Origin of the sequence: Streptomyces sp. NPDC058864 (assembly GCF_042742985.1) — a bacterium.
Classification (GTDB): Bacteria; Actinomycetota; Actinomycetes; order Streptomycetales; family Streptomycetaceae; genus Actinacidiphila.
In genome coordinates this window covers 1-20824 of record NZ_JBHYMQ010000066.1, presented here as the reverse complement: position 1 = coordinate 20824, position 20824 = coordinate 1, and the positions used below count along the sequence as shown (strand labels likewise).

Sequence of the window (20824 nt, the reverse complement as noted above, 5' to 3'; positions counted from 1 at the left end):
CCGCATATCGACCACGCGCCGCGTCGCCAGTAATCGCAGCCCCGCTGATCCGGGTCGGGCCCCCGTAGACCGGTGGGGCCCCCGCCGGGCCCTTGGTTCCGGGGGCGGCCGCGGGGGCCCCGGACCGCCCCGGAGGTGCCGGAACGGAGCTCAGGTGCCCACCGGTTCGCCCGCGACCCCCCTCCCGACACGGGGCACCCGCCCGTGCCGAGTACGCCGTGCTCCGATCAGCCGGCACACGACGTAGACGGAGAACGAGATCGTCGTCACATAGGGGCTGATGGGGATGCTGCTGCCGAGGGCGAGGAGGATGCCGCCCTCCATGGCGAGTACGGCGAAGAGCACGCTCAGCAGGGGCAGGAGTACCGGAGAGGCCGTCACCCGGCAGGCCGCCGCCGCAGGGGTGACCACCAGGCTGAGGACCAGGAGTGCCCCCACGACCTGCACCGACAGGGCGGTCGTGAGCCCGAGGAGGAGCATGAAGACCACGGAAAGGCCCCGCACGGGCAGTCCGCGGGCCTCGGCCACCTCCGCGTCGGCGCCGGCGAAGGTCAGGGGACGCCATATGACGGCGAGGACGACCAGGACCAGTGCGGACACCATGAGCATCCATCCGGTCCGTGGGTTGTCGACGGCCACGATCTGGCCGGTCAGCAGACCGAACTTGTTGCCCGAACGGCCCTTGTGGAGGGCGAGGAACAGGACGCCGAGGCCCAGCCCGAACGGCATCAGGATGCCGATGGCCGAGTTGCGGTCCCGGGCGCGGGTCCCCAGTGCGCCGATCGCCAGGGCGGCGATGAGCGATCCGGCGATCGAGCCCGCCACCACGTTCACCCCGAAGAGCAGGGCCGCCGAGGCGCCCGCGAAGGACAGTTCGCTGATCCCGTGCACGGCGAAGGGCAGGTCGCGGAGCATCACGACGACCCCGGTCAGTCCGCCGACCAGCCCCAGCACGCCGCCCACGACGAGGGAGTTGCGCACCAGACCCAGCAGGGCGCCGTAGTCCTGGAAGTCGAACACCTGCTGCCACAGGCCGGTCGCGGTCATGCGAGGGCTCCGTCGGTCTCGTGTGCGTCCCCGGCGTCCGATTCCCGCCGGTGCACGGACTGCTGGTCGTGGGCTCCGACGACGACGATCCTGCCCCGCACCCGCAGGACGTCGACGGGTGAGCCGTACAGGGCCGACAGGGAGTGCGAGGTCAGCACGTCCTCCGGCGGGCCGACGCGGTGTCCCCGCGGGGCGAGGTAGAGCACCTGGTCCACGAGGTCGAGGACGGGGTTGATCTCATGGGTCACGAACACCACGGCGGTCCCGTGGTCCCGGCGCCTGCGGTCGATGAGTTCCGTCACCGCCCGCTGGTGGCCCAGGTCCAGGGAGAGCGTGGGCTCGTCGCACAGCAGCAGCCGGGGGTCGGTGGCCAGCGCCTGGCCCACGCGGACGCGCTGCCGCTCGCCTCCCGAGAGGGTGCCGAGGGGCGCGTTCGCGTAGGCCGACGCGCCGACGGCCTCCAGGACGGCGTCGATGCGCTGCCGTGCGGCGGCACCACGCCGACGGAGCCCGAACCGGTGCCCGTCCAGGCCGTACCCCACCAGATCGCGGGCCCGCACCATGTCGTGGGCCGGGGCGGTGCCCTGCTGCGGCACGTACCCGATGCGGCGACCGGCGCGCAGGGGATCGTCGCCGAGCACCCGCAGGGTGCCGGAGGAGAGCGGGCGGCGCCCCAGGAGGGTCCGGACGAGACTGGTCTTGCCGGAGCCGTTCGGCCCGAGGACGGCCCAGAACTCCCCGGGCCGCACCTCCAGGTCGAGTCCCTGCCACAGGGTGCGGTCCCCGTACCGCAGGCCGCCCTTCCTCATCCGGATCACCGGCTCCGGCGCGCCGCCGACGAGTGTGGCTTCCCCGCGGGGGCCGGGGACCGACGGCGAAGGCTGCCGGGTCATTTGTCCAGGGCTTCGGCGAGGGCGTCGACGTTGTCGTTCATCCACGTCAGGTAGTCCTTGCCCGCGGGCAGCGTCTCGGTGACGGGTACCACGGGCACACCGGCCGCCTCGGCGGCCGACTTGACCTTCTCCGTCTGGGCGTCGGAGGTCTGCTCGTTGTGGACGAGGGCCTTGACCTTCCCGCCGGAGAAGAGGTCCAGGGTGGCCCGGAGGACCTTGGCGGACACGTCGTCGCCCTCCTCAACGGCCTCACTGAACTCCCCGGGTGTCCGGTTGACCAGACCGGAGGCTTCGAGCAGGTAGACCGGCACCGGCTCGGTGATCGCCACACCCTCGCCGCCGTGGGCGGACTTGAGGGCCGCCTCCTTGTCCTCCAGCGCGCCGAGGCCCTTCTTGAAGGCGGCCGCGTTCTTGGTGAAGGTGCCGGCGTGGTCCGGGTCCGCCGTGCTCAGGGCACCGGCGATGCGGTCGGCGATCCTGCTCACCGCGGGGAAGTCGTACCAGACGTGCTCGTTGAGCTCCCCGCCGGCCGGAGCGGTCCGCCCCGAGACCTCGACGGCGTTGATGACGTCCGCGGAGGCGTTGCTGCTCGCCAGCATCCGGTCGACGAAGTCGTCGTACCCGCCGCCGTTCTCGACCACGACCTCCGCCTTGGAGAGGGCGAGCTGGTTGCGGGTGCCGGCTTCGTAGGAGTGCGGGTCCTGCGCGGGGTCGTTGATGATCGAGGTGACGTCGACCAGGTCGCCGCCTATGCGTTCGACGATGTCGCCGTAGACGTTGGTGGAGGCGACGACGGCGACCTTGGGCGCGGAAGCGGTGCTCCCGGCTCCGGCGGCATCGTCGGAGGAACCGCCGCAGCCGGCCAGCAGGCCGAGCGACGCGGCGCCGGCGAGCAGGCCGGCGAGACGGGAAGGGGTCCGGGACATGAAGAAGCCTCCAAGGCCGTAAGGGGTTACGGGCGACGCGTGCAGCCCGCTGCCGGTCGCTCCCGGGCAGCCTAAATGAAAATGAATGCCAATATCAACGTGGTGTAAGTGTGGTCAGTTGCTGAGAAACGGGTAGATATCAGGCAGTGAACGGCTCATCCGGCAGGGATCTCTCCGCCGGCAACGGGCACCCGGCGACTCGTTCACCTGCGAGGCGTCATGGAAGGAGTCCGGATGACGAGTCCAGGACCGCACCACCAGCACGACCAGCACGCGCACACCCACGGCGAAGGCTGCGGCCACGTGGCCCTGCCGCACGGCGACCACGTCGACTACGCCCACGACGGGCACATCCACCGCACCCACGACGGCCATGTCGACGAATGCGTCGCCCCGGCGCACACGGCTCACGAGGGACACGCACATCGGCACACCGAGGGTTGTGGTCACGTCTCCGTGCCGCACGGCGATCACGTCGACTACATCCACGACGGGCACCGTCACGCCGCCCACGAAGGCCACTGGGACGACCACTGACGCACCGGCCGGTCGCTGACCGGGGCTGCGCAGCGCCCCGTCGACGTTGGCCCGGTACGTGCTCAGCGCCCGCAGGCCGCGGGCGTGGTGGTCGTGGTGCCGAGAGATGTCCGCGGCCTGCTTCTCCGCCTTCACGGCATGCCGGATCCGGGCCGTGTGGTTGGGGTTCTTGCCCGCGTCCGCGACGGCCGTGGCCCTCTCCCGCTCGTTCATGGTGACCTTCGCTGCGCTTCGGTGGTGGCCCCGCGACCGGTCCCGACCACCACAGCGGATGCCCCGGGGGGCTGCCTCAGTCGTCGGCGGCGACGACGAGAGTGATCCGCCCGGCCGAGCGGTCGATGAGCACGAACTCGTGAAAGTGCTCGTGCACCCGCCCCCAGTCGTGAACCGCCCCGTCACCGAGCTCACCGAGGCGGTGGACGCCGTCCGCTGCGGCCAGGCGGTCGAGCACCTCCCGCCGCAGATCCGCCTCCAGCTCGCGGGACACGTCCCAGAGCGAATCCACCCACTCCCGCAGGATCTGCGCGGCCTTCTCCCGGCTGATGGGCTCGTAGGTGCCGGGAGTGATCAACCGTAGCCAGTACGGACCGTGCCGGGATCCGTCCGGCAGCACTCCACCACCCGCGTAGTCGTCTCGGAACTGCTCATGCCCGATCAGCGCGGCAAGCAGCTCCCCGTCGTCCGCGAACTCCGCAGAGAAGCGGAAGTGCTTGATGTCGACCCACCGGAACCCGTGCTCCCTCGGATCCGGGACGTAGTGTCGAAAGTTGATGAAGGTGCTTCCCTCATGAGCGAGTCCGGTGTCCATGGCGCCGGCCTGGAAGGCGGGCGAGGACGCCTGCGGACCCACGGCCTAGACCTCCGGAAGGGAGGGATCGGGCGTCCAGGGGGAGGGCGCGGTGATGGACCAGCGTTCGTGGTCGCGCCACGCCCCGTCGATGAAGAGGTAGTCGGGTGACAGACCTTCGTAACGAAAGCCCATGCGCTGGGCCAGGGCCAGGGACGCCTTGTTCGCCGGCTGGATGTTCGCCTCCAGCCGGTGGAGCCGCAGGTCCTCGAAGGCGTGCCGCAGGACGACGGTGAGCCCTTCGGTCATGTAACCCCGCCCGGCGGACGGGGCGAAGGCCGCATAGCCGAGGGACGCGCCCTGGTAACGGCCCCGGATGACCGAGTTGATGTTGACCGTCCCGGCGGCCGCACCGGTCTCCCGGACGCGGATCATGAAACCGAGGTTGGTGCCGTCGTCGAAGCGGTGCATCCAGCCCTGGAACGCCTCCGCGGTCGACGGCAGTTGCATCCACGGTGCGTGGAGTTCGGCGCTGGCCCTCACGAGCGAGCAGAACTCGTCCTGGTCGGCGAGGGTGAGCGGGCTGAGTTCGACTCGTGACGACGTATCGGGCATGGGGCAATGCTAGGGGGCGTCCCGTGACCGCCGGTCGCGGGTGCAGGCGTTCTTGGCGGCCCTGCTCCCGCTCAGGAGTTGAACGTGTTCAAATCTGGTGGGAGAATCGTGCTCACCTACTTTGGGGGCGGGGATGAGACACACGACGTCGCGTCAGGGGGCCACGACCGTGGGAAGGTCCGCGGGACTCCTCGCAGTGTTCCTGCTGTGGGCGGCGGTGATCGCTTCGAGCCCTTGGCTGCCGACGCTCATGGGCATCGTGGATCTGTCGGGCGTTTCCATCATGCTGAGCATGCTGATCTGCAGCCTTCTGCCTTCCTTCTTGCTGGGCGCGCTCCTCGGCCGTACTCGTTCCTTCCGGCTACTGGCAGCGTGCGGCGTCATGGGGCCGGCCCTTTGGATTCTCGACTTCACCGCCCGCAGCGATCCCGATGTCCATTCGTCGAACGCGCTGGCAGTCGCCTTCGCGGTGCTCCTCGCCCTGGTCCTCGTCGTCGTCCCTCTCGCCGGAGGCGCGATGGCAGGCTGGAGCTGCACTCGCCCCGTGCGGCCGGCGGGCGTGCGGACGAGAGGTAGGCGACAAGCACGTCTTGATCGCCCGTGGACAGGTTCGGGCCATGACTGGTGACTGGCGGACGGACCGGATCGGGGCCGCGCTGCGGGGCGAGAACCCGAGCGTGCTGCGGCGGCTTGAGTCGGGATTCGCGGTGCTCGGCGATGTTCAGTTCCTGCCGGGCTACTCGGTCCTCCTCGTGGACGAACTGAATGTTCAGCGGCTGTCCGACCTACCGAGGGCCAAGCGGTTGTCCTTTCTGTCCGACATGGATCGGCTCGGGGAGGCGGTTGAGCGGGCCTGTCGGCAGATGGACCCTGATTTCCGCCGGGTCAACCTGGAGATCCTGGGGAACACTGATCCGTTCTTGCATGCCCATGTCTGGCCGCGCTTCGAGTGGGAGCCGGCCGAGCTGGTGGGCAAGCCCGTGTGGCTGTATCCGCGTGAGCGGTGGAGTGACGAGCGGTTCGGACTCGGTCCGCAGCACGATGGGCTGCGGGATGCCATCGGCAGCGAATTGGACCGGTTGCCTTCGACGGACTGACGGCGCGGGCCTGCCGAAGGCAGGGATGGCCACCCCCGGACTGCGGTTGGTGCGAGCCTCGCGTCACCGTCGTTCTGATGCGATCAGTGAGGGGTCCTGCCCGGGGCCGCGGCCGGGGCCGGGGTGGGGGGCGTGGCGGGGAGGTGGACGGTGGCGGTGAGGCCGCCGGTGGGGCGGGGTGAGAGGTGGAGGGTTCCGCTGTGGGCGCGGACGATGCTGTGGACGATGGCGAGTCCGAGGCCGACGCCGGGGTGTTCGTCGGTGCGGGTGCGTTGTGTTGCGCGTTGGAAGGGTTCGGTGAGGGTCGGCACGAGTTCGGGCGGGAGGGCCGGGCCGGTGTTCTCGACGCGGAGCACGCTGGTGCCGAGGTGTGCCGCGGTGTGGAGCGTGACGGTGCCGTCGGTGGGGTGGTTGTGGACGATGGCGTTCTGGACGAGGTTCGTGGCCATGCGGAGCAGGAGTTCGGCGGAGCCTGTGGTGGTGGCGGTGTGTCCGGTGACGTGGAGGGTGATGCGGCGCTGTTCGGCGAGGGGGAGGAGGGTTTCGGCGGCTTCTTCGGCGATGAGGGAGAGGTCGACGTGGTGGTGGGGGAGCGGTGTGCGGTCGCTGCGGCTGAGGAGCAGGAGTGCTTCGGTGAGGTCGATGGCGCGGGTGTTGACGGTACGGAGGCGTTCGAGGAGCTGTCCCTGGTCCTGCGCGGGGTTGTTGCGGGCGACGTCCAGGAGGGTTTTGGAGATGGTGAGGGGGGTGCGCAGTTCGTGGGAGGCGTTGGCGGCGAATCTCTGGTGTTCGGCGATGTGGGCTTCGAGTTGGTCGAGCATGGTGTCGAAGGTGTCGGAGAGTTCGCGGAATTCGTCGTGGCGGCCTTCCATGCGGATGCGGTGGGAGAGCGATCCGGTTCCGGCTCTTCGTGCCGCGTCCGTGATCCGGGTGAGCGGGGCGAGCATCCGGCCGGCGAGGAGCCATCCCCCGAGCAGCCCGAACACCAGCAGGAAGACCAGACTCGCGGCTGTTGCCGGGGCGAAGGAGTGCAGCAGGAAGTAGCGGTTGGGGGAGAGCCCGTCCGGGGTCCTGACCGTGCGGTCGGGTACGTAGCGCAGCAGGGACCCCCACACGACTGCCAGTACGAGTGCGCCGGCGACGAAGAGGAATCCCGCGTAGCTGAGGGTGAGTTTCAGCCGGGCGCTGAGCCCTGGGCGTCTACGCATGCGTACTGCCGGGGGCGACGGCGTCCGTACCGGTGTCGATCCGGTAGCCGACGCCGGGCACGGTGGCGATGAGCCAAGGCTCGCCGAGGCGCTTGCGCAGTGCGGACACGGTGATGCGCACGGCGTTGGTGAGGGGGTTGGCGTTCTCGTCCCAGGCCCGTTCCAGCAGCTCTTCGGCGCTGATGACGCCGCCTTCCGCGGCGACGAGGACTTCGAGCACGGCGAACTGCTTGCGGGTGAGCGCGACATGGTGTCCGTCGCGGAAGACCTCACGGCGGAAGGGGTCGAGCCGCAGGCCCGCGATCTCGCGGACCGGGGGCCGGGCGTACGCGCGCCTGCGGTCGAGCGCTCTCAGCCGCAGGACGAGCTCCCGCAACTCGAACGGCTTGGTGAGGTAGTCGTCGGCGCCGAGCCCGAACCCGGAGGCCTTGTCGTCGATCCGGTCGGCGGCGGTGAGCATGAGGATGGGGATGCCGCTGCCGGAGGCGACGATGCGCCGGGCGACCTCGTCGCCGGACGGACCGGGGATGTCGCGGTCGAGGACCGCGAGGTCGTAGGAGTTGACGCTGAGCAGTTCCAGGGCGGAGTGGCCGTCGCCGGCGATGTCGGCGGCGATCGCCTCCAGCCGCAGACCGTCACGGACGGCCTCCGCCAGGTAGGGCTCGTCCTCCACGATCAGTACGCGCATCCCCGAACCCTATGCAGCCCGGCGTATCGCCGACGTATGGAGGGACGTGTGCGCACCGGACGCGCGGCTCAGCCCGCGGGCACCGCCGCCGGGGCCGGGCCGGTCCGGTCCGACGGCGCCTCCGCCGCGGTGCGCCACCAGCGGCGCGACGCCAGCGCGGCCAGCGCGGCGCCGGCGGCGTTGACCAGCACGTCGTCCACGGAGGACACCCGGTCCAGCCGCAGGACGTACTGCGCGGTCTCCACAAGGACCGAGCAGCCCGCCCCCAGCGCCAGGATCCGCGGCACGGACGCCAGCGCAGTGAACCGCATCGGGGCGAAGAACCCCAGCGACGCGAAGACCAGCAGGTTGCCAACGATCCCGCCCGGCCCCATTGTGACCAGGTCCCGCAGCGGCACCAGGCTGAACCGGCCGGGGACGATGCCGGCCCCGGCGCCCGGCATCATGGTCATCCACACGAACGGCACCGTCCCGTGGACCATGCCCACCTCGGCCAGCGACATCGGCCACGCCGACGGGACGCCGGCGGCACGCCGACGGTGCGCCAGTGCCCAAGCCACCAGCACGGCCGCCGGTATCGCGACCAACGTGACGAGCACCACACCGTTGAACGTGTCCAAGCAGCCGTGCCACCGCCCGGCCATGCACATCGGGGCGGACATCATGAGCGGCCCCCGCAGGACGAACAATGCGCCGGCCAGGCCGAGGATCGCCAGGCCGAGGAGCACGGTCCCGCGTGTGCGGCGGGGCGGTGCGGACAGGGATGGGGTGTGATCCATGCCCTCATTGGAGGCGGAGGGCGGTTGCGGTGGCGTATGCGATTTTCGATACACCCGCGATACACGGTGGGATGCCCCCGCCGCCGGTGACACCGTCGTGCCCGCACGTCTGCGCCGGACCGTGAACTGCCGGGACGCCGTTCCTTTCACCCGGAGTGAGTGTCGTCGCGCACGTCGGATGCCTGTCAACGCGGCGCATGGCGGAGGAGGCGTCGGCGTACGCGGCAGACCTGGCGGACTCGATGGGGCTGATCTGCTTCGACGTGCAGCAGGACCGGCTCAGGCCCTGAACAGGGCGCCCCCCGTCGGTACCCGCGGAGGCGTGCTGCTCACTCGGCTCGCGTGGTGGGGGCCCGGTTCGATGCCGTACTCGGCGAGCCGGGCGAGCAGTTCATGACGTCGGGTCAGGGCGAGGACCCCGCCGGTGCAGCGGGCGTCGTCGGTGACCTCGGCTACCGCCTCGAGGGGCGGGACGAAGGGGCGTGCCGCCTCGCCGGTGTTCCTCCGGCTACCGCTAGGCGGGCCCGGGCGGCTGATGGGGAGGCGCCCAGGTCCGCAGGTGGTCGAGGGCCACGGTGAGGGCGGTGCGCAGGGGGTCCGTGGAGCCGGTGATCTGTCCCATCATCGCTCCGCCCTGGACGGCGGCGAGGACCGCCGTGGCGAGTGCGTCCACGTCGGCGTCCTCGCGGAGCAGCCCGTCGGTGCGCATGGCGGTCAGGCCCTTGGCGAGGGCGGCGTGCCAGCGTTCGAGATGGTCGGTGATCAGCTCCCGGACGCCGGGAACGGTCTGCGGCGGCTGCCGGCCGAGTGCCGTCAGCGGGCAGTGGCCGTCGCCGGGGGAGTGCAGCCGGAGCACCAGCTCCCGCCACTGCTCCCAGGCGTCCCAGCTGTCGAGCCGGTCGAGCAGCGGGCGCTGGTCCTCCAGGACGCGGTGCGAGTACTCCTCGGCGACGGCGAGCAGGAGCTGGGTCTTGCCCTCCGGGAAGTAGTGGAACAGCTGGCTCTTGCTCGTTCCGGTGGCGGCGCGGATGTCGTCGAGGCAGGTCCCGGCCGCGCCCTTGACCGCGACGAGCTGTGCGGCGCCCTCGATGATGCGCGCCTTGGTCGCCGCACCCTTCTTCGTCAGCATGGCGCCACTATAAGTGACTGGACCCAGTGGTCCAGAGTGGTTCTTTCTGGACTTGCGGGTCCAATTTTCGCGGTCCATGCTGGCGGCTGCCGGCAGTTGGACCAAGCGGTCCAGACTGTCGGCCCAAGCCGCCCGTGGCCCACTCCGTGGCCGCCAGTCGCGTGCTGCGTGCGCCTCGGCGCGCGAGGCCGGAAAGCGAGTGACATCCATGCCCGTCGACAACGACACCCTGGTCCGTGCGTTCGTCGAGGCGTTCAGCACCAAGGACGCCGACCGTCTGCTTCCCTTCCTCCACCCCGACGTCGTCTTCCGCAACTACGGCGACGAGGAGATCCGGGGGCGGGACGCCCTGCTGGAGATGTGGAGCAATGTCTTCCGCACCTTCGAGCGGATCGAGTTCGAGACGGTCCACCAGGCCGTCAACGGCGACATCGTCATCGCCGAGCAGGTCCACGGCCTGGCCCTCCCGGGCGGCCCGCTGGCCCCGGTGATGAACATGGCGGTCTACGAGATCCGCGACGGCAGCATCGCCGCCTGGCGCGACTACACCAATCCCGACCACGCCCGCACGCTCCTGACCACCCCGACCCCGTGAGGAGACCCCCCGTGAACGACGTCGAGCGCCTGAGCACGATCGAAGAACTGCGCCGCCTGATGGCGCGGTACGTCCGCTACGCCGACCAGAAGCGGTGGCAGGACCTTGCCGGCCTCTTCACCCCCGACGGCACCTTCACCCCCCGCAGGCCCGACGGCTCGGTGTGGCTGCGGATGAAGGGCCGTGCGGACATCGCCGCCACGGTCGGCGCGAGCAGCGGCCCCGGCGACGTCCTGGTCCACCACCTCTTCTCCGACGAGATCGACCTCGAGTCGGCGACCGGCGCCCGCGGCACCTGGTCGATGGAGGACATCATCACCCGGCCCGAGGACGCCGAGGTCAACCCGGACTTCCCCTTCAAGGGCATGCACGGCTACGGCCACTACCACGCCCGCTTCGTCAAGGCCGACGGCGCCTGGTACATCGCCGAGCTCGAACAGACCCGGCTGCGGCTGGACTTCACCCACTGATGCCGCCCCCCTCACGGGACGCGCCCGCACCTTCCCCCGTTCGGCACCTCCACCACCACCTTCACCACCTTCGTGAGAAAGCAGTGCACCGATGAGTGACAAGAACACGGTTCCGACGCCGCAACGCTTCACCGTCGACGTCGCCCAGGACGTCCTGGACGACCTCACGGAACGCCTGCGGAAGACCCGCTTCTTCGACGACCTGGACAACGAGGACGAGTACTACGGCGTGAGCACCGCCTACCTCAAGCCGCTGGTCGAGTACTGGGCCGACGGCTTCGACTGGCGCGCGGCCGAGAAGCGGCTCAACGGCCACGAGCAGTTCACGGTGGAGATCGACGGCACTCCCGTCCACTTCGTCCGCAAGCCCGGCAAGGGCCCGGCCCCGACCCCGCTGCTGGTCCTGCACGGCTGGCCGTGGCCCGGTGAGTTCAGCTACCCGCTCCTCGACCCCCTGGCCGACCCCGCCGCCCACGGCGGCGACCCGGCCGACGCCTTCGACGTGATCATGCCCACCCTGCCCGGCTTCGCGTGGTCCACGCCCCTCGCGAGGGGCGACCTCAACTACTGGAAGATCGCCGACATCCTCCACACCCTCATGACCGAGGTGCTCGGCTACGAGAAGTACGGCTCCCTGGGCTCCGACTACGGCGCCCTGGTCACCAGCGCCCTGGGCCACAAGTACGCCGACAGCCTCATCGCCCTGCACTTCGGCCACGACCTGCCGCCCGGGCTCTTCCAGCACGACCGCTACTGGGACCTGACCATGGGGCAGCCGATCCCCGCGGAGGCCTCGCCGGAACTGCGCGCCGACATCATGAAGTTCCACTCCACCTACGCCTCGCACGTCGCCGTGCACATGCTGGACGCCTCGACCCTGACGCACGGTCTGAACGACTCACCGATCGGCATGCTCGCCTGGCTGCTGCAGCGCTGGAAGAAGTGGAGCGACAAGAACGAGGACTTCGACGCCGTCTTCTCCCGGGACTTCGTGCTGACCCAGGCCACCGTCTTCTGGGTGACGCAGTCCATCGGCACCTCGATCCGCATGTACCGCAACACGGTCCGCCACCCCTGGACGCCGTCGCACGGCCGGCAGCCGGTGGTCGAGGCCCCGGCCGGCTTCACCTTCCTGCTCGGCGACGTGTACCCGCCCGGTGTCCGCACGGTCGAGGAGCGCATCGCCGCCTTCGTCCACGGCCCGTCCTATGGCTCCTTCAACGTGGTCAACGTCAACGCCCATCCGAAGGGCGGGCACTTCGGCCACTTCGAGAATCCCGGGGCCTTCGTCGGCGACGTCCGCGAGACCTTCCGCAAGGTGCGCTGAGCCCTGCTGCCCGTGCCCGGCGGGGGCGGTCCCGGGCCCGCCTCCGGGCCGGTCAGCCGGCCGCGCGCGTGGCGGTGGGTCCGGAGAGCTCCAGTGCCAGCCGGCGGGCCCGGGCATGCGCCTCCTCCAGAGAGGCGCGGTGCTGCGGGAGCAGATGCCCGAGCGACGGAACCGTGGGCGCGTAGGTCAGTTCGGGCGTGATGGCACGGACGTCCAGGGCCATCAGCCGCGGATCGCCGAGGATGGTCTCCAGCGCCGGGACGAGGAAGTCCTTGCCGTGCTGGGGCGCCCCCGGGCCGTAGCCGCCACCCCGGGCGGACACGAGGACGGCCGGGCGGCCCGCGCTCGGCGCCGGCCCGGGCAGCCCGATCGTCCTGCCGACGATCATGATGTGGTCCAGCCACGCCTTGAAGACGGACGGCATCGCGTAGTTGTAGAGCGGTACGGCGAAGAGGTACGCGTCGGCGCTCAGGAACTCCTCCACCAGTTCGTCCTGGAGCCGGGCGGCGGCCTTCTGCTCCGGGGTGTGCTCGTCGGCGGGGACCGTACGGGACCGGATGCCGGCCGCGTCCAGGTGGCCCACGGGGTGCAGTGCGAGGTCGCGGCGGACGACGTCGCCGGTCCATGCGGCGGTGAAGGAATCGGCGACCCGGCGGGAGACGGACGCGTCGCCGGAGGCGGAGGCGTCGATGCGCAGCAGGTAGGACATTGTGGTGGCTCTTTCGTTCTCGTGCGTGCGGGGTGACGGCCGCTTGCCGGGCTTCGGGCTCCGGGCTCCGGGCTCCGGGCGTCGGCGAGCGGGTGTCAGCGGGCTGCGGTGAGGGGCGGTGTCGGTCCGCGCCGTCAGGGCGCGGGATGCCGGGGGACCGCGCAGCCGTCCGGGCCGCAGACCGCCGCGGCCGCTGCACCGAGGACCGGGAGCGGTCGCGGCTCCGGGTGGGCCGCCTCCCAGGCCGTGGTGATCGCGGCCAGGAGTTGGTCGATGCCGACGGCGCCATGGACGGCGTGGACGCCGTCGAGGGTGATGAAGGGCATCCCGCGTGCCCCCAGGCGCTCGGCCTCGCGCTGGTCGGCCTCCACCCGGGCGCGGTGGCGCCGGTCGCGCAGTGCCTCGGCGGCCTCCTCTCGGTCGAGGCCCGCTTCGGCGGCGAAGTCGAGGACCTGCTCCCTGGTCCACAGCTCGCGCCCCTGCCCGAAGTGGGCGCGGAACACGGCCGTCCACACCTCGTTGCCGCGCCCCTTTTCGGTCGCGAGCGCGAGGAGTTCGTGTGCGTGGTCGGTCGGTCCCAGGGTCCGCTCCATCGCGTGGAACGGCTCCAGCCCCTCGGCCCGGGCGGCGAGCTCGATCGGCGCGAAGATCTGCTCGCCCCTCGACGCGGGGATCCCATGCACCTCCAGCAGCCGGCGCTGGGTGATGCCCTCGCGGGGCAGGTCGGGGTGGAGCTGGAACGAGCGGTGGACGATCCGTACCTCGTCGGCGTGCTCGAACCGCTCCAGCGCCAGCCGCAGCCGGTTGTCGGTCAACGCGCAGTACGGGCAGACGATGTCGGACCAGAAGTCGATCTGCATGGCGGGCCTCTCCCGAAACTCACTTTCTGTTCGTGGCCCCACTCTGCATTAGCGTGAGAAGCGATACAAAAGGCACATTGATGTGCGTGGGTCACGGCAAGGAGGCGGCGGACGTGGGCACCGGCGGCGGGATGAGGCAGGGACGCACGAACGTGCGGGCGACCGTGCGGCGGGTCCCCGGCCCGTGCGCGCGCTGGGACGACGGGGACGCGGACTTCATCCGCGAGATCCTCGACCTGGTCGGCGACAAGTGGAGCGTGCTGATCATCGGCACCCTCTCCGACGGACCCGTGCGCTACTCGGACCTCGCGCACGCGATCCCCGGCATCTCCCAGCGGATGCTCACCCTCACCCTCAAGCAGCTCCAGCGCAGCGGTCTGATCGACCGCACCGCCTACGCCGAGGTGCCGCCGCGCGTCGAGTACTCCCTGACCGCGCTCGGCGGCTCCCTGCTCTCCACCGTGCTGGAGCTGGCGTCATGGTCGGCCGAGCGGCACAAGGAGATCCGCCGCCACCAGCGGTCCTACGATGCGGAAACCGGCTGAGCCGACCCGTCGCCACACGGCCGGCCGCACCACCGCGGGGCGTGCCACGGCGTCCGCGCACACGCCGGTGCGTCCGCGGTGGCCGCACCACCCGCTTCCTCCCGCCGCCGGTCGCCCTGCCCGACATCCACGAGAGGATGTACTGGCATCCCCGTCACACGACCGACCCGGCACACCTCTGGCTCCGCGAGCGCCTGCTGGCCTCCGCGAGCGTCCTCGGCGGCGTCGACGGACCCCGTACGGACCGGGACTGACGTCCGTGGCGCTCGCGTTCCCGCCCCGTTCCGACCCGTACACGACCGGTGGCCCGGCACACCGCCGTGTGCCGGGCCACGGTGGGAGGTCGGCCGGGCGCGGCTCAGCCTGCCCGCAGCAGGCGCGTTCCGACGCCGGCCGTGCGGGGCAGATCCTGCTCGGCCCAGACGACCTTGCCCTTCGGCACCGACCGTGCGCCCCAGCGGCGGGAGAGCTGGGTGACCAGGAACAGGCCGCGGCCGTTCTCGTCCGTCGTCGCGGCGTTGCGAATGCGCGGCGCGCAGGCGTCGTTGTCGGACACCTCGCAGGTCAGGACCTGGTGTCGCTTCAGGCGCAGATTGATCGGTCCGGATGCGTGGCGGACGGCGTTGGTGACCAGTTCGCTGACGATCAGCTTCGTGGAGTCGGCGAGCTCGTCCAGGCCCCATGCGGTCAACTGGCCGTCCACCAACTGCCGTGCGCGGCGGGAGGCGGCCTCGTCCTCGGGCAGCGTCCAGGAGGCCGACCCGCTGGTGCCGAGTGAGCGGGTCCTGACCAGGAGCAGGGTGACGTCGTCGCACGACGCCTGATTCACGAAGGACTCCGTGGCGCGGTCGCAGAGTTCCTCCAGGGCGCCGTCCGGGTCGGCGAGGGCGGCGCCGAGGCAGTTCATCCCGTCCTCGATGTCGTGTTCGCGGGACTCGACCAGGCCGTCGGTGTACAGGGCCACGAGGCTTCCCTCCGGGAGCCGGAGTTCCACGTCCTCGAAGGGGTCCCCGAGGCCGACGCCGAGCGGGGCTCCGGTGGGGAGGTCGGGGAAGGTGACCCGGCCCTGAGGATCGATGATCGCGGGTGGGGGGTGTCCGGCCCGGGCCATGGTGCACACGCGGGTGGCCGGGTCGTAGACGGCGTACAGGCAGGTGGCGCCGACGACTGCGGGTGTCCGGTCGGTGGGGTCGGCGTCCTCCTCGACGAGTCGCTGGAGCGTGTCGTCGAGGTGGGCCAGCAGTTCGGCGGGTGGCAGTTCCATGTCGGCCAGGGTGCGGACGGCGGCGCGGAGCGTGCCCATCGTGGCGGCGGCGTGGAGCCCGTGGCCGACCACGTCCCCGACGACGAGTGCGACGCGGGCGCCGGAGAGCGGGATGACGTCGAACCAGTCGCCGCCGACGCCGTGGTCCATGTCGGCCGGCAGATAGCGCGAAGCGGTCTCGACCGCGATGCCGCCCCTCAACCGGCGCGGGAGCAGGTTGCGTTGCAGAGTGAGGGCCGCTGTCTGCTCACGTGCGAACCGGCGGGCGTTGTCCAGAGCCTGAGCGGCGCGCCCGACGACCTCCTCGGCCAGCAGCAGGTCGACCTCCTGGAACGGCTCCGGGTCCTCCGTACGGACGAACAGCACCACACCCAGCAGGGCGCGCCTGACCCGGATGGGGACGACCATGAGCGAGTGCACGCCGTTCGTGCGGATCCGCTCGCCGAGGGTCGGGACCTGGTCGACCCACCTCCCCGGTGCGCTGTCCAGGACCGGTTCCAGATGGGACCTGCCCGTGCTCAGAACGGACGTGAACGGCGAGGCCGGCGGCACCGTGACGGGATTGCCGCGCACGCACGGCGACTCCGGTGCCCCTCCATGGATCGAGGCGATCCCGGCACGGCGAAGGGTGGGGACACGTTCGCCGACCGGGCCGACATGGACCGGCCACCCGTCACCGGAGGGCGTCCACTGCCCGAGATCCACCGCGACGAAGTCGGCCAGGAGCGGTACGGCGAGGTCCGCCAGTTCCTGGCTGGTCTCCATCACGTCCAGCGTGCTGCCGAGGCGCGCGCCGGCCTCGCCGACGACGGCGAGGCGCTCGCGGGCCAGCCGGCTCTCGACGACGTCGGCGCTGATGACGCAGACCCCCATCGATTCGCCGTCGGCGCCCTGGAGGCAGTGGAACGACGTCGCGAACGGATGCTCGCGGCCCTTGCCCACCGGCAGCCATGTCCGGTACTCGTGCACCTTGGTGGTGCCGCTGTCCAGCACCTGCTGGGTCATCGCCTCGATCGCCTCGGTCTTGGGACCGGGGAGCACCTGCGTGAGCCGGCGTCCGAGCCGTTCGTCGCAGGGAATGCCGTCGTGCTCCTGCATCACGTCGTTGACGAAGACGCAGCGCAGTTGCGGGTCGCGCACCGTGACCCCGATGGGTGCGCGGGACAGCAGCGGTCCTCGCACCACACTGCTCATCGTGTCCCCCGGCAGCGCGCCGGTGTCGGCGAGCGAGAGAAGCCACCGCGCCGCTCCGTTCCGGCCGTGGAGCATCGTGATCCGCAGGCACACGTCGATCATGTGCCCGTCCCGATGAGACACCGCCGTGGCGCCCGACCAGCCGTTCTGCGCCCGGCAGTGCCGGACGTAGGCCGAGGTGGTCTGACCCTCCTCGAACAGCGGCAGCACAAGGGCGGCCGGCTTGCCGACCACGTCCCGGGCCGCACGGCCGACCAGACGTTCGGCGGCCTGCGTCCATGCGGCGACGGACCCCTGCTCGTCGAGCACCGCGATCGCCGTGTCGGGCATGTCGAGCCTCTTCGACTGCTTGCCGAGCGCGAATTCTTCCAAGCTCTTCGTGGTCATCGCACCGCTGTCCTTGCCTGGGGGGTGGGTCACGCGGAGGGGTGGGAATGCGGGCCGCGTTTACCTGGAAGACCGAATGAATCTACTTTTTGTGACAAATCAGACATGTCTCGGATGTGCGTCATGCGGCCGCGGGTCGTGCGGTTCCGGGTCCCCCCAGGACGGTGCGATCTCCGTCCCCCCGTGCCGCGGCGGCCCGTGATCAGGGGCGGGGAGTGCGGAGGAACACATCGATTGCCGCCTGCACCGCCTCGGCCCGGGACGGTTCGGGGCGGCCGGGGATAGGGTGCACCCCCATGGAGCGGATCTTGGTGGTGGGCGTCACGGGCGCGGGCAAGTCCACGCTCGCACGCGCCTTGAGCGGTCGGCTTGGCCTGCCGTACCACGAGATGGACGCGCTGTACTTCAACGGCCCCGGCTGGGCGGTGAACGGCGCGTTCCCCGAGGACGTGGCGCGGCTGGCCGCCGGGCCGCGCTGGGTCGTCGACTCCCTCGGTTATCCGGAGGTCCGTGATCTGCTGTGGGGGCGGGCCGACGCCGTGGTGTGGCTGGACTACCCCCGGCGCGTCGTGATGCCCCGCGTCCTGCGCCGGTCCGTGCGGCGGACCGTCACGCGTGAGGCGCTCTTCGGCGGCAACCGGGAATCCTGGACGGGCTGGCTCAGCCGGGAGCATCCAGCCTGGTGGGCCTGGTCCCAGCACATCGGCCGCCGCCTCGAGATCGAACGCCGCACCGGCGACCCCCGCTTCGCGCCGCTCGACACCCACCGCTTCGGCCGCCCCGACGAGACCGCGGCCTGGCTGGCCTCCCTCTGATCCCGGGTCCGCTCATCGTGTGCGCGTGGCGCTGTGGAAGGTGTATCGCCGCAGGTCAGTGGCGTTCTCGATGATAACGGCCCGGTTACTTTATTGAACAATCCACAATCGTGCTACGCTTCCAACATGGGACGGAACGGGGAATTCGACGTCGACCACGCGGCCGACCGGGCGATGGGAGCCCTGGACCGGGCGAAGGTGCGGGGCGAGCTGCCGCCGGGCAGGGATCCGGTCGAACTCGCCCGCTTCCTGACCACGTTCGTCCAGGGTCTCCGGGTCGTCGGCGGGGCCCGGCTCGGACGGTCCTTCGTCGAGGACGCCCTCGCCGTGGCGATGCGCGCCCTGGACTGACCGCGGGCGGGAACCGGTTCGCATCGTGCGGGCCGGGTCTCCGTCCGCCTTAATTCTGTATCGATCACTCCACATAGGATTTCCATGGAACTGAACCTCAAGGACAAGGTCGCCGTCGTCACCGGTGCCAGCAAGGGCATCGGCCTGGCCGTCGTCGAGGCGATGGCCCGCGAAGGCGTCCGCGTCGTCGCCGGCAGCCGCACCTCCACGCATGAACTCGACGTGCTGGCGCCCGTGTACGACGTGACCGTCGTGCCCGTCGACCTCGCGACCCCGGAGGGCGCCGAGACGCTGGTCCGCCACGCCGTGGAGCGTCACAACCGGATCGACATCCTCGTCAACAACGTCGGCGCCGCCGAACCGCGCAACGGCTTCCTCGAGATCGGCGACGCGGACTGGCAGCGGATCTTCGACCTGACCTTCTTCAGCGCCGTCCGCGCCAGCCGCGCCGCGCTTCCGCACCTGGTCGAGGCCGAGGGCGCGGCGATCGTCAACATCGGCTCTATCAACGCCCGGACGCCCTTTCCGATGGTCGTGGACTACTCGGCCGCCAAGGCCGCGCTGAACAACTTCGGCAAGTCGCTGTCCGAGGAGTTCGGGCCGAAGGGCGTCCGGGTCAACACGATCTCGCCCGGCCCGGTCCGCACCCCGTTCTGGACGGCCCCGGGCGCTTTCGCGGACGCCACCGCCGCGGCCGCCGGGACCACGGCCCAGGAGGCTCTGGACGTCGTGGTGCCCCAGAGCATGGGCATCACCTCGGGCCGGATCACCGAGCCGCAGGAGGTCGCCGACCTCGCCCTCTTCCTGGCCTCGCCGGTGGCGGGCAACATCACCGGCGCCGAGGTGGTCATCGACGGCGGACAGATCAAGACCCTCTGAGCGCGCCCCGGCGGCCGGGACCCCCTCCCCACGGCGGCCGCCGAACACGACCGACCCGATATTGCGTTGCCGAGAGCGAACTGGAGACATGCATGACCGTCGACGAGCCGATCACGCCGGAGCCGATCCTTCAGCTGGGCCTGGGGTTCATGGCATCGAAGACCCTGCTGAGCGCCGTGGAGTTGGAGATCTTCACCGCCCTGGCGGCCGGCGGCCGGGACCTCGAGTCCCTCGCCGGCGAGGTGGGTCTCCACCCCAGGTCCTCCGCGGACTTCCTCGACGCCCTGGTGTCGCTGGGCCTGCTGAACCGGGACGACGAGGGCGTCTACCGCAACAGCCCCGCCGCCGACCTGTTCCTGGACCGGGCCAAGCCCTCCTACGTCGGCGGAATCCTGGAAATGGCCAACACCCGTCTCTTCGGCTTCTGGGACAACCTCACCGATGCCCTGCGCACCGGCGTACCGCAGAACGAAGTCACGCAGACCGGGGCCCCCTTCTTCGCGACGCTGAGCCAGGACCCCGTCGCCTGGCGCAACTTCCTCAACGGCATGAACGGTGTCAGCACCCCGCTCGCCGGGGCGCTGGCCGCCGACTTCGACTGGACCGGCCGCCGTCACGTGGCCGACCTGGGCGGCGCACTGGGTGCCGTGCCCGCCGCGGTGCTGCGCGCCCAGCCCGGCATGACCGGCACCGTCTTCGAACTGCCCCCGGTGCGACCCGTGTTCGAGGAGTTCGCCGCCGCGCACGGCCTGTCCGACCGGCTCTCCTTCCACGGCGGCGACTTCTTCTCCGACCCCCTCCCCGAGGCCGACGTCTACGTCATGGGCCAGATCCTGCACGACTGGAACCTCGAGCAGCGGCAGTTCCTGCTCCGCAAGGCCTACGACGCCCTGCCCGACGGCGGCACCCTGATCGTGTACGACGCCATGATCGACGACGGCCGGCGCCGCAACACCTACGGCTTCATGCTCTCGCTGAACATGCTCATCGACACGGAGGGCGGCTCGGAGTACACGGTCGCGGACGCGACCCAGTGGCTGCGGGCGGCCGGCTTCGCCAAGATCGACGCCCGTCCCCTCATCGGCGGATACACGGCCGTCTACGCCACCAAGTGACCGGTGCGCAGCAGGAAAGCCCTGGGGCGTGTCACCTCTGGGAACGCCCGGCCTCCTCCGCCAGCGCGACCCGGCGGGCGCGTACGTGGTCCCGCACGGTGGAGTACGAGGCGCCGGTGAAGTCCTCCTCCGTGCGCAGTCGTTCGATGATGCGGCTGATGGTGTGACGGGCGCCGGGCGGGGCGTCCAGGTCCTGCATCAGCATGCGGTCGATGGCGTCCCTGACGGGCTCCAGCAGCAGGGTCCGCGGGGGCCGTCGGCGTAAGGGGGAGGGGAGCGACAGGGCCTCCGCGACGATCGCCAGGGAGACCCGGTGGCGCATCGCGAGCTGCTGCAGGGGGGTGTCCGGCCGGAGCCGGTGGTCCTCGCGGATCCGGTCGAGGATCCAGTCCCGTTCTCTGTACACCGGCGTCTCCATGGTGCGGTGCTCGGTTGCGTGCGACTGGTTGGGTTGCCCACGGCCCCCGCCGAGATGGCTGGCGGGGGCCGCGTCACTGTCGTGGTCCAGCGGTTCAGCTGAGTGCGGTGAGGGTGAGGGTGGTGGTGTAGGTGCCGGGGTCGGTGGTGGTGGGGAGGCGGAGGTCGAGGGCGGCGCCGAGGGTGCCGG

General features: G+C 70.8%; 24 protein-coding genes. 11 read left to right on the top strand and 13 right to left on the bottom strand.

Going from position 1 to position 20824, the window contains the following annotated elements:
- Nucleotides 1-150: 150 nt before the first annotated feature.
- The 3 genes from ACFW3D_RS33720 to ACFW3D_RS33710 form a co-directional block, all read right to left on the bottom strand.
- Nucleotides 151-1047, bottom strand: a complete 897-nt coding sequence (locus ACFW3D_RS33720; protein WP_500510846.1) for a metal ABC transporter permease — start codon at nucleotides 1045-1047, stop codon at nucleotides 151-153.
- Complete coding sequence (locus ACFW3D_RS33715; protein WP_500510844.1) at nucleotides 1044-1856, bottom strand: metal ABC transporter ATP-binding protein; 813 nt, start codon at nucleotides 1854-1856, stop codon at nucleotides 1044-1046. The genes ACFW3D_RS33720 and ACFW3D_RS33715 overlap by 4 nt, the downstream gene beginning before the upstream one ends.
- An 80-nt stretch (nucleotides 1857-1936) precedes the next feature.
- On the bottom strand, nucleotides 1937-2866 hold the full coding sequence (locus tag ACFW3D_RS33710; protein ID WP_500510841.1) for a metal ABC transporter solute-binding protein, Zn/Mn family: 930 nt from the start codon (nucleotides 2864-2866) through the stop codon (nucleotides 1937-1939).
- Nucleotides 2867-3100: 234 nt separating this feature from the next.
- Between ACFW3D_RS33710 and ACFW3D_RS33705 the strand changes: the two genes are divergently transcribed.
- Complete coding sequence (locus tag ACFW3D_RS33705) at nucleotides 3101-3403, top strand: hypothetical protein (protein WP_500510839.1); 303 nt, start codon at nucleotides 3101-3103, stop codon at nucleotides 3401-3403.
- Between the two features lie 289 nt (nucleotides 3404-3692).
- Here the strand turns inward: ACFW3D_RS33705 and ACFW3D_RS33700 are convergent, their stop codons facing one another.
- Nucleotides 3693-4253: a hypothetical protein gene (locus ACFW3D_RS33700; RefSeq protein ID WP_500510836.1), complete on the bottom strand. Its 561-nt coding sequence runs from the start codon at nucleotides 4251-4253 to the stop codon at nucleotides 3693-3695.
- A gap of 3 nt (nucleotides 4254-4256) precedes the next feature.
- Nucleotides 4257-4805 (bottom strand): GNAT family N-acetyltransferase, encoded by a 549-nt coding sequence (locus tag ACFW3D_RS33695; RefSeq protein WP_500510833.1) that lies wholly within the window; start codon nucleotides 4803-4805, stop codon nucleotides 4257-4259.
- A gap of 196 nt (nucleotides 4806-5001) precedes the next feature.
- On the opposite strand from ACFW3D_RS33695, the gene ACFW3D_RS33690 reads away from it, so the two are divergent.
- Together ACFW3D_RS33690 and ACFW3D_RS33685 are read left to right on the top strand one after the other, a co-directional pair.
- On the top strand, nucleotides 5002-5433 hold the full coding sequence (locus ACFW3D_RS33690; protein ID WP_500510831.1) for a hypothetical protein: 432 nt from the start codon (nucleotides 5002-5004) through the stop codon (nucleotides 5431-5433).
- Nucleotides 5423-5902, top strand: a complete 480-nt coding sequence (locus ACFW3D_RS33685; RefSeq protein ID WP_500510829.1) for an HIT family protein — start codon at nucleotides 5423-5425, stop codon at nucleotides 5900-5902. Before ACFW3D_RS33690 ends, ACFW3D_RS33685 begins: the two co-directional genes overlap by 11 nt.
- 83 nt (nucleotides 5903-5985) lie before the next feature.
- On the opposite strand, the gene ACFW3D_RS33680 is transcribed toward ACFW3D_RS33685, so the two are convergent.
- The 4 genes from ACFW3D_RS33680 to ACFW3D_RS33665 form a co-directional block, all read right to left on the bottom strand.
- Nucleotides 5986-7110 (bottom strand): sensor histidine kinase, encoded by a 1125-nt coding sequence (locus ACFW3D_RS33680; protein WP_500510826.1) that lies wholly within the window; start codon nucleotides 7108-7110, stop codon nucleotides 5986-5988.
- Nucleotides 7103-7798 (bottom strand): response regulator transcription factor, encoded by a 696-nt coding sequence (locus tag ACFW3D_RS33675; protein ID WP_500510823.1) that lies wholly within the window; start codon nucleotides 7796-7798, stop codon nucleotides 7103-7105. The genes ACFW3D_RS33680 and ACFW3D_RS33675 overlap by 8 nt, the downstream gene beginning before the upstream one ends.
- 68 nt (nucleotides 7799-7866) lie before the next feature.
- Nucleotides 7867-8577, bottom strand: a complete 711-nt coding sequence (locus ACFW3D_RS33670; RefSeq protein ID WP_500510821.1) for a VanZ family protein — start codon at nucleotides 8575-8577, stop codon at nucleotides 7867-7869.
- A 514-nt stretch (nucleotides 8578-9091) separates the two neighbouring features.
- Nucleotides 9092-9706 carry a TetR/AcrR family transcriptional regulator gene (locus tag ACFW3D_RS33665; RefSeq protein ID WP_500510818.1) on the bottom strand — a complete coding sequence of 205 codons (615 nt, stop codon included), beginning with the start codon at nucleotides 9704-9706 and terminating at the stop codon, nucleotides 9092-9094.
- 208 nt (nucleotides 9707-9914) lie between these two features.
- Between ACFW3D_RS33665 and ACFW3D_RS33660 the strand changes: the two genes are divergently transcribed.
- The 3 genes from ACFW3D_RS33660 (at nucleotide 9915) to ACFW3D_RS33650 (ending at nucleotide 12098) form a co-directional block, all read left to right on the top strand.
- Nucleotides 9915-10301: a nuclear transport factor 2 family protein gene (locus tag ACFW3D_RS33660; RefSeq protein WP_500510815.1), complete on the top strand. Its 387-nt coding sequence runs from the start codon at nucleotides 9915-9917 to the stop codon at nucleotides 10299-10301.
- Nucleotides 10302-10312: 11 nt separating this feature from the next.
- A complete protein-coding gene (locus ACFW3D_RS33655) occupies nucleotides 10313-10771 on the top strand; it encodes a nuclear transport factor 2 family protein (protein ID WP_500510813.1) in 459 nt (152 codons plus the stop codon).
- 91 nt (nucleotides 10772-10862) lie between these two features.
- Nucleotides 10863-12098, top strand: a complete 1236-nt coding sequence (locus ACFW3D_RS33650) for an epoxide hydrolase family protein (RefSeq protein WP_500510810.1) — start codon at nucleotides 10863-10865, stop codon at nucleotides 12096-12098.
- A 52-nt stretch (nucleotides 12099-12150) separates the two neighbouring features.
- Here the strand turns inward: ACFW3D_RS33650 and ACFW3D_RS33645 are convergent, their stop codons facing one another.
- Nucleotides 12151-12807 carry an FMN-dependent NADH-azoreductase gene (locus ACFW3D_RS33645; protein WP_500510809.1) on the bottom strand — a complete coding sequence of 219 codons (657 nt, stop codon included), beginning with the start codon at nucleotides 12805-12807 and terminating at the stop codon, nucleotides 12151-12153.
- A 134-nt stretch (nucleotides 12808-12941) separates the two neighbouring features.
- Nucleotides 12942-13667 (bottom strand): DsbA family oxidoreductase, encoded by a 726-nt coding sequence (locus ACFW3D_RS33640; RefSeq protein ID WP_500510808.1) that lies wholly within the window; start codon nucleotides 13665-13667, stop codon nucleotides 12942-12944.
- A gap of 86 nt (nucleotides 13668-13753) precedes the next feature.
- Here ACFW3D_RS33640 and ACFW3D_RS33635 point away from each other — a divergent pair, with 86 nt between their 5' ends.
- Nucleotides 13754-14212 (top strand): winged helix-turn-helix transcriptional regulator, encoded by a 459-nt coding sequence (locus ACFW3D_RS33635; RefSeq protein WP_500510805.1) that lies wholly within the window; start codon nucleotides 13754-13756, stop codon nucleotides 14210-14212.
- A 358-nt stretch (nucleotides 14213-14570) separates the two neighbouring features.
- Here the strand turns inward: ACFW3D_RS33635 and ACFW3D_RS33630 are convergent, their stop codons facing one another.
- The gene (locus ACFW3D_RS33630) at nucleotides 14571-17057 is read right to left on the bottom strand and encodes a SpoIIE family protein phosphatase (protein ID WP_500510803.1); all 2487 of its coding nucleotides are present in this window, start codon (nucleotides 17055-17057) and stop codon (nucleotides 14571-14573) included.
- Between the two features lie 296 nt (nucleotides 17058-17353).
- Between ACFW3D_RS33630 and ACFW3D_RS33625 the strand changes: the two genes are divergently transcribed.
- From ACFW3D_RS33625 to ACFW3D_RS33610, 4 genes are all read left to right on the top strand, one after another.
- Nucleotides 17354-17872 (top strand): P-loop NTPase family protein, encoded by a 519-nt coding sequence (locus tag ACFW3D_RS33625; protein WP_500510800.1) that lies wholly within the window; start codon nucleotides 17354-17356, stop codon nucleotides 17870-17872.
- Between the two features lie 126 nt (nucleotides 17873-17998).
- Complete coding sequence (locus tag ACFW3D_RS33620) at nucleotides 17999-18223, top strand: hypothetical protein (RefSeq protein WP_500510798.1); 225 nt, start codon at nucleotides 17999-18001, stop codon at nucleotides 18221-18223.
- 84 nt (nucleotides 18224-18307) lie between these two features.
- Complete coding sequence (locus ACFW3D_RS33615) at nucleotides 18308-19102, top strand: SDR family NAD(P)-dependent oxidoreductase (protein ID WP_500510796.1); 795 nt, start codon at nucleotides 18308-18310, stop codon at nucleotides 19100-19102.
- Between the two features lie 92 nt (nucleotides 19103-19194).
- The gene (locus ACFW3D_RS33610; RefSeq protein WP_500510795.1) at nucleotides 19195-20217 is read left to right on the top strand and encodes a methyltransferase; all 1023 of its coding nucleotides are present in this window, start codon (nucleotides 19195-19197) and stop codon (nucleotides 20215-20217) included.
- Nucleotides 20218-20248: 31 nt separating this feature from the next.
- On the opposite strand, the gene ACFW3D_RS33605 is transcribed toward ACFW3D_RS33610, so the two are convergent.
- Nucleotides 20249-20623: a hypothetical protein gene (locus ACFW3D_RS33605; protein WP_500510792.1), complete on the bottom strand. Its 375-nt coding sequence runs from the start codon at nucleotides 20621-20623 to the stop codon at nucleotides 20249-20251.
- Nucleotides 20624-20824: the final 201 nt, after the last annotated feature.

Bases quoted from the DNA above. Each gene is read 5' to 3' on its own strand.
- ACFW3D_RS33650 (WP_500510810.1), top strand. From the start codon at position 10,863: ATGAGTGACAAGAACACGGTTCCGACGCCGCAACGCTTCACCGTCGAC.
- ACFW3D_RS33665 (WP_500510818.1), bottom strand. From the start codon at position 9,706: ATGCTGACGAAGAAGGGTGCGGCGACCAAGGCGCGCATCATCGAGGGC.
- ACFW3D_RS33685 (WP_500510829.1), top strand. From the start codon at position 5,423: ATGACTGGTGACTGGCGGACGGACCGGATCGGGGCCGCGCTGCGGGGC.
- ACFW3D_RS33670 (WP_500510821.1), bottom strand. From the start codon at position 8,577: ATGGATCACACCCCATCCCTGTCCGCACCGCCCCGCCGCACACGCGGG.
- ACFW3D_RS33660 (WP_500510815.1), top strand. From the start codon at position 9,915: ATGCCCGTCGACAACGACACCCTGGTCCGTGCGTTCGTCGAGGCGTTC.
- ACFW3D_RS33620 (WP_500510798.1), top strand. From the start codon at position 17,999: ATGGGACGGAACGGGGAATTCGACGTCGACCACGCGGCCGACCGGGCG.
- ACFW3D_RS33705 (WP_500510839.1), top strand. From the start codon at position 3,101: ATGACGAGTCCAGGACCGCACCACCAGCACGACCAGCACGCGCACACC.
- ACFW3D_RS33695 (WP_500510833.1), bottom strand. From the start codon at position 4,805: ATGCCCGATACGTCGTCACGAGTCGAACTCAGCCCGCTCACCCTCGCC.
- ACFW3D_RS33710 (WP_500510841.1), bottom strand. From the start codon at position 2,866: ATGTCCCGGACCCCTTCCCGTCTCGCCGGCCTGCTCGCCGGCGCCGCG.
- ACFW3D_RS33615 (WP_500510796.1), top strand. From the start codon at position 18,308: ATGGAACTGAACCTCAAGGACAAGGTCGCCGTCGTCACCGGTGCCAGC.
- ACFW3D_RS33680 (WP_500510826.1), bottom strand. From the start codon at position 7,110: ATGCGTAGACGCCCAGGGCTCAGCGCCCGGCTGAAACTCACCCTCAGC.
- ACFW3D_RS33625 (WP_500510800.1), top strand. From the start codon at position 17,354: ATGGAGCGGATCTTGGTGGTGGGCGTCACGGGCGCGGGCAAGTCCACG.
- ACFW3D_RS33720 (WP_500510846.1), bottom strand. From the start codon at position 1,047: ATGACCGCGACCGGCCTGTGGCAGCAGGTGTTCGACTTCCAGGACTAC.
- ACFW3D_RS33715 (WP_500510844.1), bottom strand. From the start codon at position 1,856: ATGAGGAAGGGCGGCCTGCGGTACGGGGACCGCACCCTGTGGCAGGGA.
- ACFW3D_RS33630 (WP_500510803.1), bottom strand. From the start codon at position 17,057: ATGACCACGAAGAGCTTGGAAGAATTCGCGCTCGGCAAGCAGTCGAAG.
- ACFW3D_RS33640 (WP_500510808.1), bottom strand. From the start codon at position 13,667: ATGCAGATCGACTTCTGGTCCGACATCGTCTGCCCGTACTGCGCGTTG.
- ACFW3D_RS33645 (WP_500510809.1), bottom strand. From the start codon at position 12,807: ATGTCCTACCTGCTGCGCATCGACGCCTCCGCCTCCGGCGACGCGTCC.
- ACFW3D_RS33675 (WP_500510823.1), bottom strand. From the start codon at position 7,798: ATGCGCGTACTGATCGTGGAGGACGAGCCCTACCTGGCGGAGGCCGTC.
- ACFW3D_RS33610 (WP_500510795.1), top strand. From the start codon at position 19,195: ATGACCGTCGACGAGCCGATCACGCCGGAGCCGATCCTTCAGCTGGGC.